The following is a 22368-nucleotide window of genomic DNA, read 5'->3' as shown; positions in this document are numbered from 1 at the left end:
AACCAGCCATAAGTCCAGGCAGCTATGTGAAAACCTGCCTGTGGATTTCGCAGAGCCGCCACTTCCAGGGAGGAGAATACTGTGCACGAGAGAGGTTTCAGCTTGATCGAGCTACTGACCGCACTGGCGCTGCTGGTGTTACTGCTACCGCTTTCCAGCACCACGTTCAGTGAACTGCTGTCTTCGAACCGGCAACAGGATGCTGCACGAACCCTGGCCAGCGATCTGCGCAACGCCAGGGCCGCAGCGATTCAGCATCGCCACACGACACTGGTCCATGCCATGGGCGGAGGCTGGAGCCAAGGCTGGAGAGTCATCCTGGACATCAGCGGCAAAGGGGCAAAAGATCCGGAGAACCCACTGATCATGGAGCGCCGGGGCACAAGAGGAATCGCAATAGAGGGCAACCGCCCGGTGCAGGATTTCGTGCGCTTCGGCGCCATGGGCAGCCCGCTGCTACCAACGGGAGCCTTTCAGGCTGGCACGTTGCATATCTGCCAGAGGGCCCGGGAAGGCAGCCTTTATCAGGTAGTGTTATCGCGCAGTGGCAGGATCAGCCTGCGCAATGAAATCATCGAACAGGCTTCATGCACATCCCCTGGCTGATCAGAGTAGAGAACGGACCCGCAGTTCTTTGGGCATGGAGAACGTGATGTTCTCTTCGCGACCGGCGAGCTCGTCGGCCCCCGTCGCCCCCCAAGCCTGGAGCTGCTGGATTACACCACGCACCAGGACCTCCGGAGCCGATGCCCCTGCGGTGATGCCAATGCGCTCGACACCCTCGAACCAGTTGCGCTGCAGATCCTCGGCACCATCGATGAGGTAGGCCGGAGTCGCCATGCGCTCGGCCAACTCGCGCAGGCGGTTGGAGTTGGAGCTGTTGGGGCTACCCACCACCAACACGACGTCACACTCGTCGGCCAGCTGCTTGACCGCATCTTGCCGGTTCTGCGTGGCATAGCAGATATCATCCTTGCGCGGCCCACCGATGGCTGGGAAGCGCGCCCGCAAGGCATCGATCACGCGGCTGGTGTCGTCCATGGACAAGGTGGTCTGGGTCACGAAAGCCAGGCGATCGGGGTTCTGCACCTGCAGCTCGGCCACATCCTTCTCATCCTCCACCAGATAGATGGCGCCACCGTTGCTGGAGTCGTACTGCCCCATGGTGCCCTCGACCTCAGGGTGGCCGGCGTGGCCGATAAGAATGCACTCTCGACCATCGCGACTGTAGCGCGCCACTTCGATATGCACCTTGGTCACCAACGGACAGGTGGCGTCGAACACCTTGAGGCCGCGGCCGGCAGCTTCGCTGCGCACGGCCTGGGATACGCCGTGGGCGCTGAAGATGACAATGACGTCATCCGGCACCTGATCCAGCTCTTCGACGAAGATCGCTCCACGATTGCGCAGGTCTTCGACGACAAATTTGTTGTGCACCACTTCATGCCGGACGTAGATCGGCGGCCCGAAGACTTCCAGGGCGCGATTGACGATTTCGATCGCCCGGTCCACGCCGGCGCAGAAGCCACGGGGATTGGCGAGTTTGATTTGCATGCTGTGCCTCGTGTCTTGCGCGCAAGAAGTTAGATCGTTGTAGACAGCGGATCGCCGGCAAGCCGACTCCTTAAGAATAGGAGACGGCCTGCCGGCGATGCTTTAAAGCGCTTTGACGTCGATAATCTCGACATCAAAGGTCAAGGTCTTGCCAGCCAGCGGGTGGTTGAAATCAACGGTGACCTGGGCTTCATCGAAGCTTTTGACCACGCCGGGCAACTCAGTGTTCGCCGCGTCGTTGAAGATCACCAGCAACCCCTCCGACAGCTCCATATCCTGGAACTGCGAACGTGGAATGACTTGTACGTTCTGCGGGTTGGGCTGGCCAAAGGCGCTTTCCGGCTCGATGGTCAGGTTACGCTTGTCGCCAGCCTTGAAGCCGAACAGCGCCGCCTCGAACCCCGGGAGCAGGTTGCCATCGCCCACCTTGAAGGTCGCAGGAGCCTTGTCGAAGGTGCTGTCCACCGTATCGCCGTTCTCCAGGCGCAATGCGAAGTGCAGAGTGACTTCGGTGTTCTGGCCGATGCGTTGCCCAGCCAATGCCTGTTCAGTCATGAACGGTTTCTCCGGTTTTCTTGCTCTTGAACATATCCAGGGCCAGCATCACGGCACCGACGGTAATAGCGCTGTCGGCGAAGTTGAATGCCGGGAAGTACCAGCGGTTCTGCCAGTGCACCAGGATGAAATCGATCACATGACCCAGGACGATGCGATCATACAGGTTGCCCAGGGCACCACCCAGCACCAGGGCCAGGGCGATGGCCAGCCAGGTCTCACCCCGGCCCAGGCGCTTGAGCCAGACCACCAGCACCGCGCTGACCACAATGGCGATCAGGGCGAACAGCCAGCGCTGCCAACCCGAGCCGTCGGCCAGGAAACTGAAGGCGGCACCGGTGTTGTAGGCCAGGGTCCAGCTGAAGTAGTCGGGAATCACCACGATCTGCTGGTACATGGTCAGCGAGTTTTCGAAGTGCAGCTTGCTGACCTGGTCAATGACCAGGACCAGCACGCTCAGCAACAGCCAGCCCAGACGACCGAAACGGCCTGCGGCATTAGGCATAGTGACGGACCTCGCCTTCACCGCTGATGTTATCTACGCAGCGACCGCAGATCTCCGGATGCTCAGGGTGGACGCCGACATCTTCACGGCAGTGCCAGCAACGGGCGCACTTGGCGAAGCTCGACTTGACCACTTTCAACTTGAGACCGCTGACCTCAGTGGCCACTGCGTCCGCCGGCGCCTGCGCAAGAGGCGCGACACTGGCGGTGGAGGTGATCAGCACGAAGCGCAGTTCGTTGCTCAACTTGGCCAGGTCGGCCGACAGTGCGTCTTCGGCATACAGTGTCACTTCGGCCTGCAGGTTGCCGCCTACCGCTTTCGCAGCACGCTGGTTCTCCAGTTCCTTGTTGACCGCGACCTTGACCGCCATGATCCGCTCCCAGTAGGCACGGTCCAGTTCGAAGCCTTCCGGCAGCTCGCTCAGCCCTTCGTACCAGGTATTGAGCATCACCGACTCATTGCGCTCGCCCGGCAGGTACTGCCACAGCTCGTCGGCGGTGAAAGCCAGGATCGGCGCGATCCAGCGCACCAGCGCCTCGCTGATGTGGAACAGCGCGGTCTGGCAGGAGCGACGGGCCTTGCTGTCGGCGCCGGTGGTGTATTGGCGGTCCTTGATGATGTCCAGGTAGAAACCGCCCAGCTCCTGCACGCAGAAGTTGTGCACCTTGGAGTAGACGTTCCAGAAGCGGTATTCGCCGTAGTGCAGCTCCAGCTCACGCTGCAGCAGCAAGGTACGGTCCACGGCCCAGCGGTCCAGGGCCAGCATGTCTTCGGCTGGCAGCAGGTCGGTGGCCGGATTGAAACCGCTCAGGTTGGAAAGCAGGAAACGCGCGGTGTTGCGGATCCGCCGGTAGGCGTCGGCACTACGCTGCAGGATCTGGTCGGATACTGCCATCTCGCCAGAGTAGTCGGTCGCCGAGACCCACAGGCGCATGATGTCGGCGCCCAGGGTGTTGTTGACCTTCTCCGGCTCGATGGTATTGCCCAGCGACTTGGACATCTTGCGCCCGCTTTCGTCCACGGTGAAACCATGGGTCAGCAGTTCGCGGTACGGCGCATGGCCGTCGATGGCGCAGCCGGTCAGCAAGGAGGAATGGAACCAACCGCGGTGCTGGTCGGAACCCTCCAGGTACAGGTCGGCGCGCGGACCTGTGGCGTGACCGATATCGTGGGAGCCGCGCAGCACGTGCCAGTGAGTGGTGCCGGAGTCGAACCAGACATCCAGGGTGTCGGCGATCTTGTCGTACTGGCCGGCTTCATCGCCGAGCAGCTCGGCGGCGTCCATCTTGAACCAGGCCTCGATGCCTTCCTTCTCGACGCGCTTGGCCACTTCTTCCATCAGCTCGACGGTGCGCGGGTGCAACTCGCCGCTTTCCTTGTGCAGGAAGAACGGAATCGGCACGCCCCAATTGCGCTGGCGGGAAATGCACCAGTCCGGACGGTTGGCGATCATCGAATGCAGGCGCGCCTGGCCCCAGGCCGGCACGAACTGGGTGTTCTCGATAGCCTGCAGGGCACGCTCGCGCAGGGTGTCGCCGGCCACCGGTTGCTTGTCCATGCCGACGAACCATTGCGCAGTCGCGCGATAGATCAGCGGAGTCTTGTGACGCCAGCAATGCATGTAGCTGTGGCTGATGGTCTCGGTGTGCAGCAACGCACCGACTTCGCTCAGCTTGTCGACGATGGCCGGGTTGGCCTTCCAGATGAACTGGCCGCCGAAGAACTCCAGGGAAGGCGCATAGACGCCATTGCTCTGGACCGGGTTGAGGATGTCGTCGTTGACCATGCCATAGCGCTTGCAGGTCACGAAGTCGTCCTCACCGTAGGCCGGCGCGGAGTGGACCACGCCAGTACCGGCGCCCAGCTCTACGTAGTCGGCCAGGTATACCGGCGACAGGCGGTCGTAGAACGGATGACGGAAATTGATCAACTCCAGGGCCGAACCCGGGGCAGTCGCGATCACCGAACCTTCCAGGCCGTAACGGACCAGGCAGGACTCCACCAGTTCCTCGGCCAGGACCAACAGGCGCTCACCGGTATCCACCAGGGCGTAGTTGAACTCCGGATGGATGTTCAGAGCCTGGTTGGCCGGGATGGTCCACGGGGTGGTGGTCCAGATCACGATGGCCGCGGGCTTGGCCAGCTTGGCCAGGCCGAAGGCAGCGGCCAGTTTGTCCTCGTCGGCGACCGGGAAGGCCACGTCGATGGTGGCGGACTTCTTGTCCTGGTACTCGACTTCCGCCTCGGCCAGGGCCGAACCGCAATCGAAGCACCAGTTCACCGGCTTGAGGCCCTTGAACACGAAGCCACCCTTGACCATCTGGGCCAGGGCACGGATTTCACCGGCCTCGTTGGCAAAGTTCATGGTCTTGTAGGGGTTGTCCCAGTCGCCCAGCACGCCCAGGCGGATGAACTCGACCTTCTGGCCCTCGATCTGCTCGGAGGCGTAGGCGCGGCACAACTCGCGGGTCTGGTCCGAGGACAGGTTCTTGCCGTGGGTCACCTCGACCTTGTGCTCGATCGGCAGACCATGGCAATCCCAGCCCGGCACGTACGGAGCGTCGAAGCCCGACAGGGTCTTGGAACGGATGATCATGTCCTTGAGGATCTTGTTCAGCGCATGACCGATGTGGATCTTGCCATTGGCGTAGGGAGGACCATCGTGCAGAACGAACTTTGGACGGTCCTTGCCAATCTCGCGCAACTTTCCGTACAGGCCAATGCTGTCCCAACGCTGCAGAATCTGTGGTTCGCGCTGAGGCAGGCCGGCCTTCATTGGGAAGGCGGTGTCCGGAAGGTTTAACGTGGCTTTATAGTCGGTCATTTAAGGCTCTTCATTAGCGATTGGCGCTATGGATACGTGCCACTTGGGCACGGGCGGCGGCAACATCCGCATTGATCGCCGTCTTCAACGCCTCCAGGGAGGCGAAACGCTGCTCTTCACGCAGCTTATGGTGGAAAACCACCGTCAAACGCCGGTCATACAGATCGCCGGCAAAATCTAAAAGATGAACTTCCAGGTGGGCCTTGCCATCACCTGCGACCGTGGGGCGGACGCCGATATTGGCAACTCCCGGCCAGGCCTTGCCATCGATGTCGACACTGACCAGGTAGACCCCGGAGAGCGGCACACGACGACGCTTCAATTGCACGTTGGCCGTGGGCGTACCCAACTGGCGCGCCAGTTTCTGGCCATGCAGGACCCGACCGGCAATCCGGTACGGGCGACCGAGCAAGCGTTCGGCCAGCTCGAAATCAGCGGCAGCCAGTGCATTGCGGACCTGGGTACTGCTGATACGCAAGCCATCGAGTTCAACAGTCTGGGCCGCCTCGACGGTAAACCCGTGGGTCACGCCCGCCTGCTGCAGGAACTCGAAGTCGCCCGCCCGATCACACCCAAAACGGAAGTCGTCGCCGACCTCCAGGTGCTGTACCCCCAGGCCATCCACCAGGATCCGCTCGACGAACTCGCTGGCACTGAGCTTGCTCAGGCGCTGGTTGAACGCCAGGCACAGGACCCGGTCGACCCCTGCCTGAGCCAGCAACTGCAACTTGTCGCGCAAGCGTGCCAGGCGTGCAGGAGCAGACTCGGGAGCGAAGAACTCTCGCGGCTGTGGCTCGAAAATGACCACACAGCTGGGCACGCCCAGTTCAAGCGCACGCTCACGCAGTCGACCCAGGATAGCCTGGTGACCAAGGTGAACACCGTCGAAGTTGCCAATAGTGGCGACGCAGCCCCGATGCTGGGGGCGCAGATTGTGAAGGCCTCGAACCAGCTGCATAACGCGCTTCTTGCTCATAAAGTGGCCGATTATAACCACACCGGGCGGCTGACGACAGGCAGCACCACACCCCAAAGTGATCGAACCGACAAAACCTGTGTCAACCCCGCCCCAACAACTAAACCGTCGTCAGTTCAGAGCCTTGCGATTGAAGTCCCGCAGGCGAAAGCCCAGTAACGCCAACATACCGAAATAAGCCACTACACCGGCTGCCACCAAGGCTCCCAGGCGCAGAAAGCGCTCGAGCATATGCCCCTGATCCCAGGCCGGCATGAAATACATCGCCCCCAACAACACGCCCGACATCACCGCTACCGCGACGATCAGCTTCAGGGTGAAGACGCCCCACCCCGGCTGGGGCAGGAACATCTGCTGCTTGCGCAACTGGTAGAACAGCAGGCCCGCATTGATACAGGCACCGCCGCTGATGGCCAAGGCCAGGCCCGCATGCTTGAAGGGACCGATCAGCATGAGGTTGAGCAACTGAGTGATAACCAGGGTAAAAATGGCGATTTTCACCGGCGTGCGGATGTTCTGCTGGGCATAGAAACCCGGCGCCAACACCTTGATCACGATGATCCCCAACAAACCGACGGCATAAGCCACCAGCGCGCGCTGAGTCATGGCGGCATCGAAGGCACTGAACTCACCGTACTGGAACAGGGACACCGTCAAGGGCTCTGCCAGGATCCCCAGCGCCAGGGAGCAAGGCAGCACCAGGATGAAACACAGGCGCAACCCCCAATCGAGGATCCGCGAATATTCGTGACGATCCTTATTGGCGTAGGTCTTGGCGAGCGTTGGCAGCAGGATGGTCCCAAGCGCCACGCCCAACACACCCGAAGGCAGCTCCATGAGGCGATCGGCGTAATACATCCACGACACCGAGCCGGCCACCAGGAACGAAGCGAAGATGGTGTTGATGATCAACGAAATCTGGCTCACCGACACCCCGAGGATCGCTGGCAGCATCTGTTTCAGCACCCGCCACACCCCAGTATCACGCAGACTCAGGCGCGGCAGCACGAGCATGCCGATCTTCTTCAGATGCGGCAGCTGGTAGAGCAACTGCGCCAGCCCCCCAGCCAGCACCGCCCACCCCAGAGCCATCACGGGGGGATCGAAGTACGGCGTGAGGAACACCGCGAAGATGATCATGCTGACATTGAGCAGGGTCGGTACGAAGGCCGGCACCGAGAAGCGATTCCAGGTATTGAGGATCGCCCCGGCCAGGGATGAGAGGGAGATCAGCAATATATAAGGAAAGGTCACCCGCAACAGGTCGGAGGTCAGGGCGAACTTTTCCGGGGAATCGACGAAACCCGGTGCCGTGGCCCAGATGACCCAGGGCGCTGCGATCATTCCAAGGGCCGTGACCAATGCCAGCACCAGGGTCAACAAGCCGGACACGTAAGCGATGAAAGTACGCGTCGCCTCTTCGCCCTGCTGGCTCTTGTACTCCGCGAGGATCGGTACGAAGGCCTGGGAAAACGCTCCCTCGGCAAAGATCCGCCGCAACAGGTTGGGCAACTTGAAGGCAATGAAGAAGGCATCCGTGGCCATCCCGGCACCGAAGGTACGCGCGATGATGGTGTCACGCACAAACCCCAGCACTCGGGAAAGCATCGTGATAGAGCTGACGGCGGCCAACGACTTGAGCAGGTTCATGAAAAGCTTTGTGCCTTAGTAGATAAACAGCAGGCGAAAGGATGCCCACCTGTGCGATACTCCGCGCCGCAACAGCACAGAGCCAAAGCTCGCGAGTTTACAGGTCAAGCGCCGGAAATAAATATCCCGCCTCTTCAGATCGACCACTCAGCGGAACGCATCAGCTGCCCTTGACAACACACCAACTCATCGGCATGATTCGCGGCCTATTTTGTTTGCTATTTCCCAAAAAGTCTTTCGAGGAGCTCGACGGTGGCCAACTCACCTTCCGCCAAAAAACGTGCAAAACAGGCTGAGAAGCGTCGCAGCCACAACGCCAGCCTGCGTTCCATGGTTCGTACCTACATCAAGAATGTAGTTAAAGCCATCGACGCAAAAGACGCCGAAAAAGCGCAAGCTGCTTACGTTCTGGCCGTGCCAGTTATCGACCGTATGGCCGATAAAGGCATCATCCACAAGAACAAAGCTGCTCGCCATAAAGGCCGCCTGAATGGCCACATCAAGGCTCTGAAGCTCGCTGCTGCAGCCTAAGCGATACGCTTGTTGAAAAACCGACCCAAGGGTCGGTTTTTTATTGCCTGTAATTCAACCCGCCCGACGAGCCAGCCCAACATCCACAGGGCCGACTCGCCAGCGATCAGATTACTGATGCGACCAAGGCAGGATCGGAATCGCCGTCACCGCATTCTGCGGACTACCCTCGATCAACCGATCGCTATAGACCAGGTACACCAGGGTATTGCGCTTCTTGTCGAGGAAGCGCACCACCTGCATGGTCTTGAACACCAATGACGTGCGTTCCTTGAATACCTCCTCGCCATCCTTCAGGTCACCCTTGAAGGCAATCGGCCCCACCTGGCGACAGGCAATGGAGGCCTCGGCTCGATCCTCGGCCAAACCCAGGCCACCCTTGAGACCACCCGTCTTGGCCCGCGACAGATAGCAGGTCACGCCATCGACCTTGGGGTCATCGAACGCTTCGACGACGATCCGATCATTCGGCCCAACAAACTTGAAGACCGTGGACACCTGGCCAATCTCCTCGGCCGACGCCATGAGCGGCATCGCCAAGAACAAACCCAACAATCCCTTTGCCATGCGCATTCGATTTTTCCTTATGCCACTCAAACCAGAATCAGATTGTCGCGATGAACCAGCTCCGGCTCGGCCATGTAGCCCAGCACACCGACAATCGCATCGGAAGGCTGGCCAATGATCTTCTGCGCCTCTTGCGCACTGTAGTTAGCCAACCCACGAGCGATCTCGCGCCCATCAGGCGCCACGCAGACCACCATCTCACCACGCCGGAAGCCACCCTGGACCTGCTTGACACCAACCGGCAGCAAACTCTTGCGGCCCTGGGCCAACGCAGACACTGCCCCCTCATCGAGCACCAGGGTACCGCGAGTCTGCAGATGCCCAGCCAACCACTGCTTGCGCGCAGCCAGCATGCCGCGCTCCGGCGACAGCAAGGTGCCGATCCGCTCGCCCGCCTTCAACCGATCCAGGACCCGCTCCAGCCGCCCACCCACGATGATCGTGTGCGCCCCGGAACGCGCCGCCAACCGCGCAGCGCGCAGCTTGGTCTGCATACCGCCACGCCCCAGAGCACCGCCAGTACCACCAGCCACCGCATCCAGGGCTGGATCATCGGCTCGCGCCTCATAGATCAGCTGGGCGCCTGGATTACTGCGCGGGTCAGCATCGAACATGCCATCGCGATCAGTCAGGATCACCAGCAAATCCGCCTCCACCAGGTTGGCCACCAGTGCCGCCAGGGTATCGTTATCACCAAAACGGATCTCATCGGTGACCACGGTATCGTTCTCGTTGATCACCGGGATCACCTTGAGCTCGACCAATGCGCGCAAGGTGCTGCGCGCATTGAGGTAACGCTTGCGATCCGACAAGTCGTCATGGGTCAGGAGGATCTGCGCGGTATGCCGACCATGCTCGGCGAAGCTCGATTCCCAAGCCTGCACCAGCCCCATCTGGCCAATGGCCGCGGCAGCCTGCAACTCATGCATCGCACTCGGTCGTGCGGTCCAGCCCAGGCGACTCATGCCAGCAGCGACAGCGCCGGAAGAGACCAGCACCAGCTCGACACCAGCCTCATGCAAGGCCACCATCTGCTCAACCCACACACCCATCGCTGCGCGATCCAGCCCCTTGCCGTCCGCCGTCAGCAGCGCACTGCCGATCTTCACGACCCAGCGCTGTGCACCCGTCACCTTGCTCCGCATCTCATTCAACCTTTGCCAGCGAGCGACGCGACCGAGCGCCACTCATGGGGTTATTCGTATGTACGCCGCGCAGACACCAAAACGCCGCTCAGATGAGCGGCGCATTGAAAGCTGGCCCGGCAGCGATGATAACACCGCGCCAAGCCAGATAAACCGTCTTCGCGGGCAAGCCCGCCAACGATGAATCAGTCGCGGACGTAGATGATTTCCGGGCCATCCTCGTCATCCACATCCTCCTCATCCCAGTCATCGTCGCCGATATCATGGACGCTCTTCACGCCAGTGCGGCGCAGGGCCCGCTGGTCATCCAGGGCCTGCAGCTGGGCACGCGCCTCATCCTCGATACGCTGATCCAGCTCGGCCAGTTCATCGGCAAAGGCCGGGTCGGCCGCCAGACGATCGGCACGATCTTCCAGGTACCGCATGATGTCGCGACTCAGGCGCTCGGTGCCTTCCTTGGAGATAGCCGAGATCACATACACAGGACCGGTCCACTCCAGGCGCTCGACAACCTCCTTGACGCGCTCCTCCCGCTCCTCCTCAAGAAGCATGTCGCTCTTGTTCAGCACCAGCCAGCGCTCACGCTCAGCCAGGGACGGACTGAACTTCATCAGCTCGTTGACAATCACCTCGGCAGCATCGGCAGGACTGCTCTCATCCAGCGGCGCCATGTCCACCAGGTGCAACAGGATGCGCGTACGCGCCAGGTGCTTGAGGAAGCGGATCCCCAGGCCAGCGCCATCGGAAGCCCCCTCGATCAACCCCGGAATATCCGCGATCACGAAGCTCTTCCAGCGATCGACGCTGACCACGCCCAGGTTCGGCACCAGGGTCGTGAACGGATAGTCGGCGACTTTCGGCTTGGCCGCGGAAACCGAACGAATGAAGGTACTCTTGCCGGCATTCGGCAAGCCCAGCAGACCAACGTCCGCCAGCACCTTCAACTCCAACTTGAGGTCACGCTGCTCGCCCGGCTTGCCCGGTGTGGTCTGGCGTGGCGCACGATTGGTACTGGACTTGAAGCGGGTGTTACCCAGGCCGTGCCAGCCACCCTGCACCACCATCAGGCGCTGGCCCGCCTTGGTCAGGTCACCGATGACCTCCTGGGTGCCAGCATCGATCACCGTGGTACCAACCGGAACCCGCAACTCCAGGTCCTCGCCCTTCTTGCCGGTGCAGTCGGTGCTACCGCCATTGGAGCCACGCTCGGCGTCAAAATGGCGGGTATAGCGGTAGTCCACCAGGGTATTGAGGTTTTCGTCGGCGACCATGAAGATCGAGCCGCCATCACCGCCATCACCACCGTTGGGACCACCGTTCTCGATGAACTTTTCCCGACGGAAACTCATGCAACCATTGCCGCCGTCGCCAGCTTTTACTCGGATCGAAACTTCATCAACAAACTTCATGATCAAACGCCTCTCGCCGCACGGGCGAGCTGAAAAAACCAAGACATAAGACTCTTGCAAAAATGAGCGCAGCGGCCTCAATCAACGACCGAAAATTCCAACGCTGGCAGCCCGTACAAACAGCTTTGCAAGAGACTCATCCCACAAACGAAAAAGCCCCGTCGCGAGACAGGGCTTTTCCAGCGATCGCGCAATTAAGCTGCGACGACGCTCACGTAACGACGACCGAAGGCGCCTTTTACTTCAAACTTGATCACGCCTTCGATTTTCGCGAACAGGGTGTGATCCTTGCCCATGCCAACGCCGTAGCCAGCGTGGAATTGGGTGCCGCGCTGACGCACGATGATGTTGCCGGCCTTGATGACCTGGCCGCCATACATCTTCACGCCAAGGCGTTTGGCTTCTGAGTCGCGACCGTTACGGGTACTACCACCAGCTTTTTTGTGTGCCATGAGTTCAATTCTCCTAGTGAGGAATTAGGCTGAAATTAAGCCTGAATACCGGTGATTTTGATCTCGGTGAACCACTGGCGGTGGCCCATACGCTTCATGTGGTGCTTACGGCGACGGAACTTGATGATGCGGACTTTATCGTGACGACCTTGGGCGATCACTTCAGCCTTGACGGTTGCGCCAGCAACAACAGGTGCGCCGATGTTCACGTCATCGCCATTGGCGACCAACAGAACGCGGTCAAAAGTCACGGATTCGCCAGTGGCGACTTCCAGTTTTTCGATCTTCAGGTATTCACCTTCAGCGACCTTGTATTGCTTACCGCCGGTAACGATTACTGCGTACATGGTATTTCTCCGATAATCCTGCTCACCCAGCTCTTAATAAGAAGAGGTATTGGCTGGCATGGCTGCATGGGGCTGGAACGGCCCAAGTGCAATTGCGTAAGGCAGGTGCTGCCCAGGAAGTTCAGGGTGCGCGATTGTACGCAAGGCACAATAACGATGCAAGTGCCGCTCAGGAGCGCGAAAGATGCTGTCAAGCCCTTGTGCCAAAAGAAAAGAAAGCATGCCATCAGGCTTCAATGGCAAAACAAGAGCATTAACCTAGTATTTTACCTTGGCAAATTACGGCATACCGGGGCTTTACCCTCTCGGGAACGCGCCTTGACACCTGCGGACGTGGGTCCTAGCATGCCGCGCATCCCTTCTGGAGCACCTGTCACTGATGCAACCCCAAGCTTTCTACCGCGCGGTGGCGGAAGATTTTAACGCCGTCGACGGCATCATCAAGAAACAATTGACGTCCCGAGTACCGCTGGTTTCGAAAATCGGCGACTACATTACCTCGGCCGGCGGTAAACGCCTGCGTCCTCTATTGGTGCTGCTGTGCGGCAAGGCCCTGGGTCGCGAGGGCGACGATCTGCGCATGCTGGCCGCCACCATCGAATTCCTGCATACCGCCACCTTGCTGCATGACGATGTAGTCGACATGTCCGGGATGCGGCGTGGACGCTCGACCGCCAACGCGATGTGGGGCAACGCCCCAAGCGTGCTAGTGGGCGACTTCCTGTACTCGCGCTCGTTCGAAATGATGGTCGAACTGGGCTCGATGCCCGTCATGCGCATCCTGTCCCATGCCACACGCATCATTGCCGAAGGCGAAGTGCTGCAACTGTCCAAGGTACGCGACGCCAGCACCACCGAAGAAACCTACATGGAAGTCATCCGCGGCAAGACCGCGATGCTCTTCGAGGCCTCGACCCACAGTGCCGCGGCCCTGGCCGGTGCGACGCAGGAACAGGCCGAGGCGCTGCGCACCTTTGGCGACCATCTCGGCGTAGCCTTCCAACTGGTCGACGACCTGCTGGATTATCGCGGCGATGCAGACACGCTGGGCAAGAACGTCGGTGACGACCTGGCAGAAGGCAAGCCGACATTGCCATTGATCTACACCATGCGTGAAGGCACCCCGGAACAAGCGGCCCTGGTTCGCCAAGCGATCCAGAAAGGCGGGATCGAAGATCTTGAAAGCATCCGCAATGCGGTCGAAGCCTCTGGCTCCCTGGACTACACCGCGCAACTGGCTCGTGATTACGTCGCTCGTGCCATTGCCTGCCTTGAAGCCCTGCCAGCCAGCGAATACCGCGATGCCCTGGTGGAGCTGAGCGAATTCGCGGTGGCCCGCACTCACTAAGATGCACCCCGGCTCCTGCCAGTGGCAGGAGCCGGTCCTACCTCCAGGCCCTGCGCCCCCGCCTCCCGGCAAAACCCTATATAATGTGCGCTTTTTAGCCATCCTGACTTTGAGGAGCCTAAGTGAGCACTTTGCCACCCTGCCCAAAATGCAATTCCGAATACACCTACGAAGACGGTACCCAGCTGATCTGCCCCGAGTGCGCCCATGAGTGGTCCGCCAGTGGCGAAGCCGAAGCCGCTTCCGATGAAGCAGTGAAAAAGGATTCGGTGGGCAACGTACTGCAGGACGGCGATACCATCACCGTGATCAAGGACCTCAAGGTCAAGGGCACTTCTCTGGTAGTCAAGGTCGGTACCAAGGTCAAGAACATCCGCCTGTGCGATGGTGACCACGATATCGACTGCAAGATCGATGGCATCGGCCCGATGAAACTCAAGTCCGAGTTCGTCCGCAAGGTTTGAAGCCACGCCTCTCGCGCCCAGCGCGAGAGGCCTCCCCATCCTCAAGCACTCCCCTGCTAGCCAAAAGCCATTCGCTTTGAGCGAAAGCAATTTCTGCGCAGAAAAAAGCAGAAACCGCCAATAGGCACTTGCTATTCATTGAATAAGAATTATTCTCATTGAACCCCATTCAAGGAGATGAGAACCATGACTTATTTGATTGATGCCTGGCTGGATCGCCCACACCCCTACCTGCGAATCCTGCATCGGGAAACCGGGGAAGTCTGTGCGGTGTTGGAAGAAGAAGCCCTGAACGAGCTGCAGGACCAGGGTGATCTGGACCTGAATGGCTTGAGCTCCAGCGAACCACTGGTTCTCAAGGAGTTGGTGCGCAACCTGTTTTTGTTCTGCTACGCCAGAGCCTTGCGGCCGACCGGCACCGACAGCCAGGGTCTGAGCGCAAGAATCCGCCTATGACCCCGCTGCCGATCAAGGAGCCTGCTCGCAGGCGATGACGACAGTTTCGTCGCCAACGCGCAGGCTCCTCTACCGATTACAGAACGTCCAGCAACTCGACGTCGAATACCAGAACGCTGTGCGGAGGAATGCTGCCAACGCCTTGCGCACCGTAAGCCAGCTCGCTCGGTACATACAGGCGCCATTTGCTACCGGCATTCATCAGTTGCAGGGCTTCAGTCCAGCCCGCGATCACGCCGCCTACCGGGAACTCGGCAGGCTGGCCACGCTCGTAGGAGCTGTCGAATACGGTGCCGTCGATCAGGGTACCGTGGTAATGAGTACGCACGCTGTCTTCACGGGTCGGCTTGGCGCCTTCGCCCTGGGTCAGCACTTCGAACTGCAAGCCGGAAGCCAGAGTGGTGATGCCTTCACGCTTGGCATTTTCAGCCAGGAATGCCAGGCCCGCACCTGCTGCGGCCTCAGCCTTGGCAGCGGCCTCAGCCTGCATGATTTCGCGAATCACCTTGAAGCTGGCGGACATTTCGTCCTGGCCAACGCGGCTTGGCTTACCATCAAAAGCATCGGTCAGGCCTGCCAGGATCGCCTCCAGGCTCACGCCCGGCGGTGGGTTATCACGCAGTTGGTCGCCCAACTGACGGCCAATACCGTAGCTGACGCGGGTTTCGTCGGTAGACAGGTTTACTTCGGACATGACGCTGCTCCGCTGTGCGGACGGCTCGCGAAGCACCGTGCGAAAGCACGTTCCTCCGGAGCGCCCGGAACCAAAAGGGCGAGCAGACTAGCACAGAAGGCCAGCGCGGATCATCGCCGCCGGGAGCTCAGCCCCCGGCATGCAGGGTGATGGGGACTTTCAAGCGATCATCAGTCCCGGCAGCCAGCCCGCACATCTCGTCGTGCACCAGGGTATGGATCAGGTTGAATGGTAAATCAGGAAAGGCCTGCAGCACCTCACGGGCATGTTCTACCGAACGCAAGTGGAATGTCTGGCCCTGGGCATCGATCAGTGGAAAGGCCATCCCATGCATTCGAGCCTCAAGCAGGTAGATTCCCCCCTCCAGGGAGATCAGGTTCAACTCGTCGACTTTTCCGGCAAGAGCGTAGGCATTCATTTCCTGCAGGTTCATGAGCGCACCTCGTGCAATCCACTCCCGTGACCTGTACAGGGATATGCCCCGGCCAGGAAAAGCACAAGCCACAAACGACACCGCCCGTCCGTTTCACAACGGACGGGCGGTATTCATCCCGCTCACAGGAGCCCTTAGTGCTTGGTCAGCTTGTCCAGGTAACCCATGGCAAATGCGGAGACAACGAAAGTCATGTGGATAACCACGTACCACAGCAGGTATTCGGTAGGAATGTTCTTGGCATCCATGAACACTCGCAGCAGATGGATCGAGGAAATCGCCACGATGGACGCAGCCACCTTCATCTTCAGCGACGAGGAGTCCATCTTGCCCAGCCAGCTGAGCTTCTCCTTGTTTTCATCGATGTCCAACTGCGACACGAAGTTCTCGTAGCCGGAAATCATCACCATCACCAGCAAGCCGCCCACCAGCGCCATGTCGATCAACGACAGCAGCACCAGGATCAGGTCGGACTCGGCCATGGAAAACACATTGGGAATGACGTGGAAGACTTCCTGGAAGAACTTCAATGCCAGCGCCAGCAGGCCCAGGGACAGGCCGAAGTAGATCGGCGCCAGCAGCCAGCGTGAGGCATACATTGTATTTTCGATAAAACGTTCCATTGAAATCTCGTACCTGATGTGAAAGCGGCGCCGAGTATATCAGCGCTCAAAAAGCCCATAAACCATGGCCCTACCGGTTTTTCCGGGCCGTTTTTCTGCTAGTGTCGGAACCATTCCTAGCACTCACCGACATTGGACAGGACGACTGGAAAATGGATTTGCGATTGCCTTTGGCAAGCCTTGGCTTGTGCCTGGCCGTACTGAGCAGCAGCGGCTGTTCGCCCAGCGAAGAAAAGAAAGAGGCCAATCTCAAGGACGAGGCCGCCCAGCTGGAAAAGTCCCTGGCGGCCATCCAGGACCCCAAGCTCAAGGACGCGTTCGCCGACCTCGGTGGCTCATTGCTGCTTCTGGAACGCGCCCAGCTCAAGCTCGCCAACAAGCCGATCGAGACCGAATACGCTGATGACGCGCTGGCCTTGCTCAAGCACTACCCGTCACCCCAAGCGTTGGTGGATACCTACGTCAACGGTCTGTTCGTACTGCGCAAGCAATCGAACTCGGACTACCTGACCGACCTGCAACCGGTCTTCCCGTTCAGCTTCAACATCCCGGGGCAGTTCCCCTTCCCCCATGATCTGCAATGGCAATCGGTGACCTTGAGCAACAAGAAGGTGGTTACCTTCCAACCAGAATGGTCGGAAACCGACTCGGGAATCCAGTTGAGCCCCTCCAGCGCCAACATGACCAACCCGGACGACCTGACCGTGGCCTACCCCTTTGTCGAAGGGCTGGAGATCGACAACAAGAGCCAACCGCAACCTGTCTCCCTGCAAGGCAAGCTGGAAGTGATCGCACCGGGACGGGTGTTGAATCTCGAACTGACCAAGGCCGACGTCGGCAAGCCTCGCAAGGATGGAAACATCACCCTGACCCTGCTGGCCCTGGAGAAAAACGTCGCCGAGATCGTCGTGGACAACAGCACAGCGCTTCCCGAAGAACTCAGCGATGCCTCCGCCACTCCGTTGCTGGCCCAGGCCCGCGATAGCACTGGGCAGGTTCTCTCACGCTCCGGCTCGATCAATGAAGATGCCGAGCAAATTGCCTTTTATCGACAGCAACTGGCCGAGATGCAACAACAGAAGGCCTGGAGCGATGCCTTCGAAAAACAACTGGAAGACGAACAGCAAGCCTTCGACCGAAAGCACACCCGGCACTATGCCAAGGTCTACTTCAACGGCCTGGTGGACAAACTGGAAGTCGCCGTTCTCGACTTCGCCCAGGCCCAGGTCACGCGCAAGGACCTGGACCTGCCCGTGCATCGTTTCGAGAGCAACACCACGGACAAGCTCATCCAACCATTGCCAATGCCGGTGGTGGTCTATGACGACCAGGCAGCCAGCTACCTCAAGGGCGCGCAACTGGACGAGGAATCACTGAAAAAATCAGTCAGCATCAGCCAATCGGTGGAGGATGCCAGTGCGGCTCGCATCGAATTCAACCACCCTCGCACCTTCAACGATGAGCTACTGGGCTCACAGTTCAACACTGGGGACACGCCGCTGACGTTCTTCACCCAGAACGACAAGGGCGAACGTGGCGAACCCATCGAACTGCCGGACGAGGCCATCGAGATCGACGCCATGCGCGGAGTCATCACCTACGACCTGAACCTGTTCCCGGAAACGCCAGCCTACGCCGTCGGCTCGGTTCCACTGTTTCTGGCCAGTATCGAGAAAAAGAGCATAGGCGCCGAACAATTGCCCAAGGGGCTCGAACTCAAGGGCAATGCCCTGATCGTCGACCAGAAGCTCTTTCCTTCAGACGCCTGGCGCTTCTATGCCAAGGACGCAAGCGGCCAGTACCTCAAGGAGATCCTGGCGGTCTCCCACAGCGCTCCGAATGCCGGTCCAGCGCTGTATGACGTGCACTACTTCTACGGCCAGCCAAGCCAACTGGAAACCTACAACCGCAGTGACCTGAACACCGTGGAATACGGTTTCGAGGTCAAGCTCGACAAAGTCGAGTCAGGACCTCCCGCGCCCTAGCCAAGCGACGGGACCTGTCCTTCAGTGCTCGGGGTGAAACTGGAAGTCACCGCCACTACGTCCCCGGTCCCCGTTCATCTGCCGCAACTGGGCCTGCAAGTGCAGGCACCAGATCTGTGGATCGTCGGCCAACTGGTAGCCATGGGTCGTCAGGCTTTCGACGATGGAGTCGAGGATGGACTCGGCGAGCACTGGACCACAGAACGGTCCCTGGGACTTGATTGCCGAAGGTTGTTCACCAGCCATTCCGGCCGCGAAGAGAAGGGTCCACATACCGTTGTCACCAGCCAGAGGGCGGACACTGCATTCGATACGGGTAACCAGGCCAAGGCATTGGCGAGTGAGGCAAAGGTTGCGCGACATGGCGGCGACCCTCGGTAGATCCACTATTCAGCCTTCAGCCGAAGACTGTTTCGATCCAGCGACGATTGTCGTTCTCCTTGCCCTGAGGATAGAAGAAAAGAGCGATAAACAAAGTTGCCCCATCCAACAGGCGCCGAATGGTCTATTTTGAAAAATTGGCGTCAGCGCATCGACGCCAATGGCGAGGGCACAGGCCCCCGCCATCCACTATCCTCAGGCCGGCTTGGCCTCGGACAGCGCCTCTTGCGCCGACTCCTTCTCCGCCTCCTTCAGGTCTTCCTCGCTGATCATCTCGGCGATGACCCGCAGGCGCTCCACCACTCGGGCATTGACGCTGCCCTCGGGAAACTGCCCATCGGCATCCGGCTCACCGGCAGGCTCGCCCACCAGCAGGCTCAGCGCCTCATCGGCCTGGCGCACCGCATAGACGTGGAACTGCCCATTGCGCACGGCCTGCAGGACCTTCTCGTCGAGCATCAGGGTGGCAACGTTGGCCTGGGGAATGATCGCCCCCTGCTCCCCCGTCAGGCCACGGGCCTCGCATAGGCGGAAGAAGCCTTCGATCTTCTCGTTGACCCCGCCAACCGCTTGTACTTCGCCAAACTGGTTGATCGAGCCGGTAATGGCAAAACACTGCTTGAGCGGCGTCCTCGACAACGCCGAGATCAGCGTGCAGGCCTCGCCCAGCGAAGCACTATCGCCATCCACGTAACCGTAGGACTGCTCCAGGGCGATGCTCGCGGAAATCGCCAGGGGGAACTCCTGGGCATAGCGACTACCCAGGTACCCGGTCAGGATCATCACCCCCTTGGAGTGAATCGGCTGGCCCAGGTTGACCTCGCGCTCGATATCGACGATGCCGCTGCCGCCAGGGTAGACCGTGGCGGAAATCCGCGCCGGCACCCCGAAAGCCGAGTCCCCCACCTCAAGTACGGTCAGGCCGTTGCACTTGCCCACGGCAGCCCCGTCGGTATCGATGAGGATGATGCCGGCCAGCATGTCGTCGAGAATCCGCGCCGAGACGCGCCCGGTACGAGTCGCCTTGGCCTTGAGCGCACGCTCGATATGCCCGGCATCGGTCATTTCGTCCGAGGCCAGGTGGCGGATGAAGTCGGCCTCGCTGACCAGTTGGAACAAATCACCGATTCGCGCCGACAAGCGCCCCTGGTGCTCGGCAAGGCGGGCACTGTAGGTGGCCAGGCGCGCCACCGCATCAGCGGTCAAAGGAGCCATGCCCTCTTCGGAGGTACGGGTCTTGAGCAGTTGGGCAAACTGTTCCAGGCTTTCGTCCACCATCGGGATGTCTTCATCGAAATCCACCAGCACCCGGAACATCTCCTGGAAGTCCGGGTCCAGGTCCTGCAGCGTGTAGTACAGCTGGCGGGCACCGATGATGATCACCTTGACCTGCAGCGGGATCATCTGCGGCGTCAGGGTCACCGTGGCCAGGCGGCCCATCTCCCCCAGGGGCGACTCCATCTTCAGCTTGCGCGACTGCAAGGCACGCTTGAGGGCATCCCAGACAAAGGGCTCGCTGAGCATCTTCTCGGCTTCCAGGATCAGGAAGCCGCCGTTGGCCCGATGCAGTGCCCCAGGGCGCAGCTGTCGATAGGTGGTGTAGAGCGCGCCCTGGTCGGTGCTGTACTCGATCCGCCCGAACAGGTTGTCATAGGTCGGATGGGGCTCGAACACCACTGGAGCACCGCCGCTGGCCGGATGCCCCACCACCAGGCTCGGGCAGTATTGTTCCTCCAGCAGCTTGCGCGCCACAGCGTCGGTCTTGCTGTCGTCCACCAGTTGCTCGACCACGGTCTTGAGCAGATACACCTGCATGGCCTGCAGGTAGCCGCAGACCGCTGCATTCTCCGCGTACTTCTCCGACAACGGCGACAGCAACGGTTGCAGGGCCAGGGTGATGGTCTCCTCGTTGAGCTGGCGCAGTTGGTTGCTCGATTCGCGCTTCCACTGCGGCAGGCTTGCCAGCTCTTCGTTGAGGCGCTCCTCCAGGGCGGAGATATCTTCATGGAAGCGCTCGCGGTCGGCTTCCGGCAACTGGGCGAATTCAGCTTCGTCCAGCGCCTTGCCCTCGTACATCGGCGTGAAGGCGATATTGCTGCTATCGCGGTACAGCGCCACGTCCTTCTCCAGGGCCAGGCGCTCGATCACGTCCAGGGCACGGTCATAGCGCTGGTTGAAAGCCCGATCGATGGCACTCTTTTTCTGCTGGTAGGACGGATGCTCGAATACCGCAGGGAAAGTCGCCAGCAAGTTATCGATCAGGACATTGATATCGGCGATGAAGCTGCCCGCCGCACCGGCCGGTAACTCCAGGGCCCGCGGCTCGCGCGGCTCATCGAAGTTATTGACATAGACCCAGTCCGACGGCGTCTGCAGGCGCTTGCCTTCGGCCTTGAGGTAGCGCTTGACGAACGAAAAGCGGCCAGTGCCCGGCTCGCCCATGACAAACACGTTATAGCCAGGGCGCGGCATGGCCACGCCAAACTGCAAGGCCTCTACAGCACGTTCCTGGCCAAGCACGCCGCGAAAGGGTTCCAGATCATTGGTGGTAGAGAAGCTGAACTGTTCAGCAGAAAAGGGGCGGGTCAGCGCTTCAGGCGCTAGACGCAAGCTGGCAGCAACAGGATCAGGCATCGGGCTTCCTTACATCAGGCGGGGCGGATGACGGCATTCTGGCGCCGGGTATGCCCGGCTGGCAAGGCACGCCTGGCGGCAAGGTTCAGGCCGCACAGGGACTGTCCCCCCATGCCGTGCACCCCCCGCCCCCAGGCATTGTTTTGTAAATTGTTACGGAACCCAAGGAATCTGCCTAAACTCCAACCTGTGCGGCTGGGTGATAACCGGCCCCCTGGTGCCGGTACGGACCAGTCCCCCTGTCCATTGGTATGCACACAAAGAGAACAACGCTATGAAACGGATCCTTCTCGGTACTCTTTTCACCGTCGTATCCCTCAACGCCATGGCCCAGGCCCCAGGCGGCCCGGATTGCGGCTGGGGCAACATGCTGTTCAAGGGCCAGCGCGGCACGCCGGCGCACTTCCTGGCGTCGACCACCAACGGCACCTCGGGTAACGCGACCTTCGGCATGACTTCCGGCACCAACGGTTGCTCCACCAACGCGGCACTGACCTACGGCGGTAAGTCCTGGTTCGCCATGAACGGGATGATGAACGAGCTCTCCGAAGACATGGCCAAGGGCCAGGGCGAAGCCCTGACCACCTACGCCGTAGTCCTGGGCGTGGCTCCCGAAGACCGCGCGCACTTCGCAGCGGTCACCCACGAACACTTCCAGCAGATCTTCAACAAGGCCGACGTAACGGCCGAAGACGTGCATACCAACACCCTGGCCGTCCTGAAGGGCGATTCGCGCCTGGCCAAGTACGCCACCCCGGTTTAAGTCCGGCTCGCCCGCTCCCCTTGGGAGCGGGCTTTTTTTATCGACCTTGCCCCACCTTGGGTCTTTGTATTT

The 22368-nt window shown here is 60.2% G+C and carries 23 protein-coding genes; 7 read left to right on the top strand and 16 right to left on the bottom strand.

From position 1 onward, the window contains the following. Nucleotides 1-81 precede the first annotated feature (81 nt). Nucleotides 82-606, top strand: a complete 525-nt coding sequence (locus C4K39_RS21455) for a GspH/FimT family protein (RefSeq protein WP_124347355.1) — start codon at nucleotides 82-84, stop codon at nucleotides 604-606. On the opposite strand, the gene ispH is transcribed toward C4K39_RS21455, so the two are convergent. The 6 genes from ispH to murJ all read right to left on the bottom strand — a co-directional run bounded on the left by ispH (nucleotide 607) and on the right by murJ (nucleotide 8064). Next, nucleotides 607-1554 carry a 4-hydroxy-3-methylbut-2-enyl diphosphate reductase gene (gene ispH, locus C4K39_RS21450; protein ID WP_124347354.1) on the bottom strand — a complete coding sequence of 316 codons (948 nt, stop codon included), beginning with the start codon at nucleotides 1552-1554 and terminating at the stop codon, nucleotides 607-609. It lies immediately after the preceding gene. A gap of 102 nt (nucleotides 1555-1656) precedes the next feature. Next, nucleotides 1657-2109 carry an FKBP-type peptidyl-prolyl cis-trans isomerase gene (fkpB, locus tag C4K39_RS21445; RefSeq protein ID WP_068595631.1) on the bottom strand — a complete coding sequence of 151 codons (453 nt, stop codon included), beginning with the start codon at nucleotides 2107-2109 and terminating at the stop codon, nucleotides 1657-1659. Beyond that, on the bottom strand, nucleotides 2102-2614 hold the full coding sequence (gene lspA, locus C4K39_RS21440; RefSeq protein WP_124347353.1) for a signal peptidase II: 513 nt from the start codon (nucleotides 2612-2614) through the stop codon (nucleotides 2102-2104). The genes fkpB and lspA overlap by 8 nt, the downstream gene beginning before the upstream one ends. Then, nucleotides 2607-5438, bottom strand: a complete 2832-nt coding sequence (gene ileS / locus C4K39_RS21435; RefSeq protein ID WP_124347352.1) for an isoleucine--tRNA ligase — start codon at nucleotides 5436-5438, stop codon at nucleotides 2607-2609. The genes lspA and ileS overlap by 8 nt, the downstream gene beginning before the upstream one ends. A gap of 13 nt (nucleotides 5439-5451) precedes the next feature. After that, on the bottom strand, nucleotides 5452-6396 hold the full coding sequence (gene ribF / locus C4K39_RS21430) for a bifunctional riboflavin kinase/FAD synthetase (protein ID WP_164487309.1): 945 nt from the start codon (nucleotides 6394-6396) through the stop codon (nucleotides 5452-5454). 129 nt (nucleotides 6397-6525) lie between these two features. Then, the gene (gene murJ / locus C4K39_RS21425) at nucleotides 6526-8064 is read right to left on the bottom strand and encodes a murein biosynthesis integral membrane protein MurJ (protein WP_068581043.1); all 1539 of its coding nucleotides are present in this window, start codon (nucleotides 8062-8064) and stop codon (nucleotides 6526-6528) included. Nucleotides 8065-8316: 252 nt separating this feature from the next. Here murJ and rpsT point away from each other — a divergent pair, with 252 nt between their 5' ends. After that, a complete protein-coding gene (gene rpsT, locus C4K39_RS21415; protein ID WP_009050949.1) occupies nucleotides 8317-8595 on the top strand; it encodes a 30S ribosomal protein S20 in 279 nt (92 codons plus the stop codon). Nucleotides 8596-8706: 111 nt separating this feature from the next. On the opposite strand, the gene C4K39_RS21410 is transcribed toward rpsT, so the two are convergent. The 5 genes from C4K39_RS21410 to rplU form a co-directional block, all read right to left on the bottom strand. Then, on the bottom strand, nucleotides 8707-9168 hold the full coding sequence (locus C4K39_RS21410; RefSeq protein WP_068581040.1) for a CreA family protein: 462 nt from the start codon (nucleotides 9166-9168) through the stop codon (nucleotides 8707-8709). A 20-nt stretch (nucleotides 9169-9188) separates the two neighbouring features. Then, nucleotides 9189-10307, bottom strand: coding sequence for a glutamate 5-kinase (proB, locus tag C4K39_RS21405; protein WP_068581037.1), 1119 nt, complete (start codon nucleotides 10305-10307; stop codon nucleotides 9189-9191). 185 nt (nucleotides 10308-10492) lie between these two features. Next, on the bottom strand, nucleotides 10493-11716 hold the full coding sequence (cgtA, locus tag C4K39_RS21400; RefSeq protein ID WP_124347350.1) for an Obg family GTPase CgtA: 1224 nt from the start codon (nucleotides 11714-11716) through the stop codon (nucleotides 10493-10495). Between the two features lie 194 nt (nucleotides 11717-11910). Then, nucleotides 11911-12168: a 50S ribosomal protein L27 gene (gene rpmA, locus C4K39_RS21395; protein WP_003228360.1), complete on the bottom strand. Its 258-nt coding sequence runs from the start codon at nucleotides 12166-12168 to the stop codon at nucleotides 11911-11913. Nucleotides 12169-12203: 35 nt separating this feature from the next. Then, complete coding sequence (rplU, locus tag C4K39_RS21390; protein WP_068581034.1) at nucleotides 12204-12515, bottom strand: 50S ribosomal protein L21; 312 nt, start codon at nucleotides 12513-12515, stop codon at nucleotides 12204-12206. A gap of 379 nt (nucleotides 12516-12894) precedes the next feature. Between rplU and C4K39_RS21385 the strand changes: the two genes are divergently transcribed. The 3 genes from C4K39_RS21385 to C4K39_RS21375 all read left to right on the top strand — a co-directional run bounded on the left by C4K39_RS21385 (nucleotide 12895) and on the right by C4K39_RS21375 (nucleotide 14783). Then, nucleotides 12895-13863 (top strand): polyprenyl synthetase family protein, encoded by a 969-nt coding sequence (locus tag C4K39_RS21385; protein ID WP_068605706.1) that lies wholly within the window; start codon nucleotides 12895-12897, stop codon nucleotides 13861-13863. A gap of 122 nt (nucleotides 13864-13985) precedes the next feature. After that, the gene (locus C4K39_RS21380) at nucleotides 13986-14327 is read left to right on the top strand and encodes a zinc ribbon domain-containing protein YjdM (protein WP_016967028.1); all 342 of its coding nucleotides are present in this window, start codon (nucleotides 13986-13988) and stop codon (nucleotides 14325-14327) included. A gap of 186 nt (nucleotides 14328-14513) precedes the next feature. Next, on the top strand, nucleotides 14514-14783 hold the full coding sequence (locus tag C4K39_RS21375; RefSeq protein WP_068580996.1) for a PA4570 family protein: 270 nt from the start codon (nucleotides 14514-14516) through the stop codon (nucleotides 14781-14783). A 76-nt stretch (nucleotides 14784-14859) separates the two neighbouring features. Here C4K39_RS21375 and bamJ read toward each other — a convergent pair whose 3' ends face one another. The 3 genes from bamJ to C4K39_RS21360 all read right to left on the bottom strand — a co-directional run bounded on the left by bamJ (nucleotide 14860) and on the right by C4K39_RS21360 (nucleotide 16533). Then, a complete protein-coding gene (gene bamJ / locus C4K39_RS21370; RefSeq protein ID WP_068580999.1) occupies nucleotides 14860-15477 on the bottom strand; it encodes a BamJ family beta-barrel-assembly machinery protein in 618 nt (205 codons plus the stop codon). Between the two features lie 127 nt (nucleotides 15478-15604). After that, entirely contained in the window at nucleotides 15605-15910 is a 306-nt protein-coding gene (locus C4K39_RS21365; protein ID WP_068581002.1) for a DUF6482 family protein, read from the bottom strand. Nucleotides 15911-16044: 134 nt separating this feature from the next. Further along, on the bottom strand, nucleotides 16045-16533 hold the full coding sequence (locus tag C4K39_RS21360) for a TIGR00645 family protein (RefSeq protein WP_068581005.1): 489 nt from the start codon (nucleotides 16531-16533) through the stop codon (nucleotides 16045-16047). Between the two features lie 152 nt (nucleotides 16534-16685). Between C4K39_RS21360 and C4K39_RS21355 the strand changes: the two genes are divergently transcribed. After that, nucleotides 16686-18518 (top strand): hypothetical protein, encoded by a 1833-nt coding sequence (locus tag C4K39_RS21355; protein WP_124347349.1) that lies wholly within the window; start codon nucleotides 16686-16688, stop codon nucleotides 18516-18518. A gap of 21 nt (nucleotides 18519-18539) precedes the next feature. Here the strand turns inward: C4K39_RS21355 and C4K39_RS21350 are convergent, their stop codons facing one another. After that, nucleotides 18540-18881 carry a PA4575 family protein gene (locus C4K39_RS21350; protein WP_068581011.1) on the bottom strand — a complete coding sequence of 114 codons (342 nt, stop codon included), beginning with the start codon at nucleotides 18879-18881 and terminating at the stop codon, nucleotides 18540-18542. A gap of 213 nt (nucleotides 18882-19094) precedes the next feature. Continuing rightward, the gene (locus C4K39_RS21345; protein WP_124347348.1) at nucleotides 19095-21533 is read right to left on the bottom strand and encodes a Lon protease family protein; all 2439 of its coding nucleotides are present in this window, start codon (nucleotides 21531-21533) and stop codon (nucleotides 19095-19097) included. A gap of 274 nt (nucleotides 21534-21807) precedes the next feature. On the opposite strand from C4K39_RS21345, the gene C4K39_RS21340 reads away from it, so the two are divergent. Then, on the top strand, nucleotides 21808-22296 hold the full coding sequence (locus C4K39_RS21340) for a DUF3015 domain-containing protein (protein ID WP_068581017.1): 489 nt from the start codon (nucleotides 21808-21810) through the stop codon (nucleotides 22294-22296). Nucleotides 22297-22368 lie beyond the last annotated feature (72 nt).

Source organism: Pseudomonas sessilinigenes (assembly GCF_003850565.1).
GTDB lineage: Bacteria > Pseudomonadota > Gammaproteobacteria > Pseudomonadales > Pseudomonadaceae > Aquipseudomonas > Aquipseudomonas sessilinigenes.
The sequence above is the reverse complement of the archived record's forward strand: the minus strand, read 5'-3'. Positions and strand labels throughout refer to the sequence as shown.

Excerpts from the sequence above, each read along its gene's own strand:
- ispH (WP_124347354.1), bottom strand. The coding sequence starts at position 1,554 with ATGCAAATCAAACTCGCCAATCCCCGTGGCTTCTGCGCCGGCGTGGAC.
- fkpB (WP_068595631.1), bottom strand. The coding sequence starts at position 2,109 with ATGACTGAACAGGCATTGGCTGGGCAACGCATCGGCCAGAACACCGAA.
- lspA (WP_124347353.1), bottom strand. The coding sequence starts at position 2,614 with ATGCCTAATGCCGCAGGCCGTTTCGGTCGTCTGGGCTGGCTGTTGCTG.
- ileS (WP_124347352.1), bottom strand. The coding sequence starts at position 5,438 with ATGACCGACTATAAAGCCACGTTAAACCTTCCGGACACCGCCTTCCCA.
- ribF (WP_164487309.1), bottom strand. The coding sequence starts at position 6,396 with ATGCAGCTGGTTCGAGGCCTTCACAATCTGCGCCCCCAGCATCGGGGC.
- murJ (WP_068581043.1), bottom strand. The coding sequence starts at position 8,064 with ATGAACCTGCTCAAGTCGTTGGCCGCCGTCAGCTCTATCACGATGCTT.
- C4K39_RS21410 (WP_068581040.1), bottom strand. The coding sequence starts at position 9,168 with ATGCGCATGGCAAAGGGATTGTTGGGTTTGTTCTTGGCGATGCCGCTC.
- proB (WP_068581037.1), bottom strand. The coding sequence starts at position 10,307 with ATGCGGAGCAAGGTGACGGGTGCACAGCGCTGGGTCGTGAAGATCGGC.
- cgtA (WP_124347350.1), bottom strand. The coding sequence starts at position 11,716 with ATGAAGTTTGTTGATGAAGTTTCGATCCGAGTAAAAGCTGGCGACGGC.
- rpmA (WP_003228360.1), bottom strand. The coding sequence starts at position 12,168 with ATGGCACACAAAAAAGCTGGTGGTAGTACCCGTAACGGTCGCGACTCA.
- rplU (WP_068581034.1), bottom strand. The coding sequence starts at position 12,515 with ATGTACGCAGTAATCGTTACCGGCGGTAAGCAATACAAGGTCGCTGAA.
- C4K39_RS21385 (WP_068605706.1), top strand. The coding sequence starts at position 12,895 with ATGCAACCCCAAGCTTTCTACCGCGCGGTGGCGGAAGATTTTAACGCC.
- C4K39_RS21375 (WP_068580996.1), top strand. The coding sequence starts at position 14,514 with ATGACTTATTTGATTGATGCCTGGCTGGATCGCCCACACCCCTACCTG.
- bamJ (WP_068580999.1), bottom strand. The coding sequence starts at position 15,477 with ATGTCCGAAGTAAACCTGTCTACCGACGAAACCCGCGTCAGCTACGGT.
- C4K39_RS21365 (WP_068581002.1), bottom strand. The coding sequence starts at position 15,910 with ATGAACCTGCAGGAAATGAATGCCTACGCTCTTGCCGGAAAAGTCGAC.
- C4K39_RS21360 (WP_068581005.1), bottom strand. The coding sequence starts at position 16,533 with ATGGAACGTTTTATCGAAAATACAATGTATGCCTCACGCTGGCTGCTG.
- C4K39_RS21355 (WP_124347349.1), top strand. The coding sequence starts at position 16,686 with ATGGATTTGCGATTGCCTTTGGCAAGCCTTGGCTTGTGCCTGGCCGTA.
- C4K39_RS21350 (WP_068581011.1), bottom strand. The coding sequence starts at position 18,881 with ATGTCGCGCAACCTTTGCCTCACTCGCCAATGCCTTGGCCTGGTTACC.
- C4K39_RS21345 (WP_124347348.1), bottom strand. The coding sequence starts at position 21,533 with ATGCCTGATCCTGTTGCTGCCAGCTTGCGTCTAGCGCCTGAAGCGCTG.
- C4K39_RS21340 (WP_068581017.1), top strand. The coding sequence starts at position 21,808 with ATGAAACGGATCCTTCTCGGTACTCTTTTCACCGTCGTATCCCTCAAC.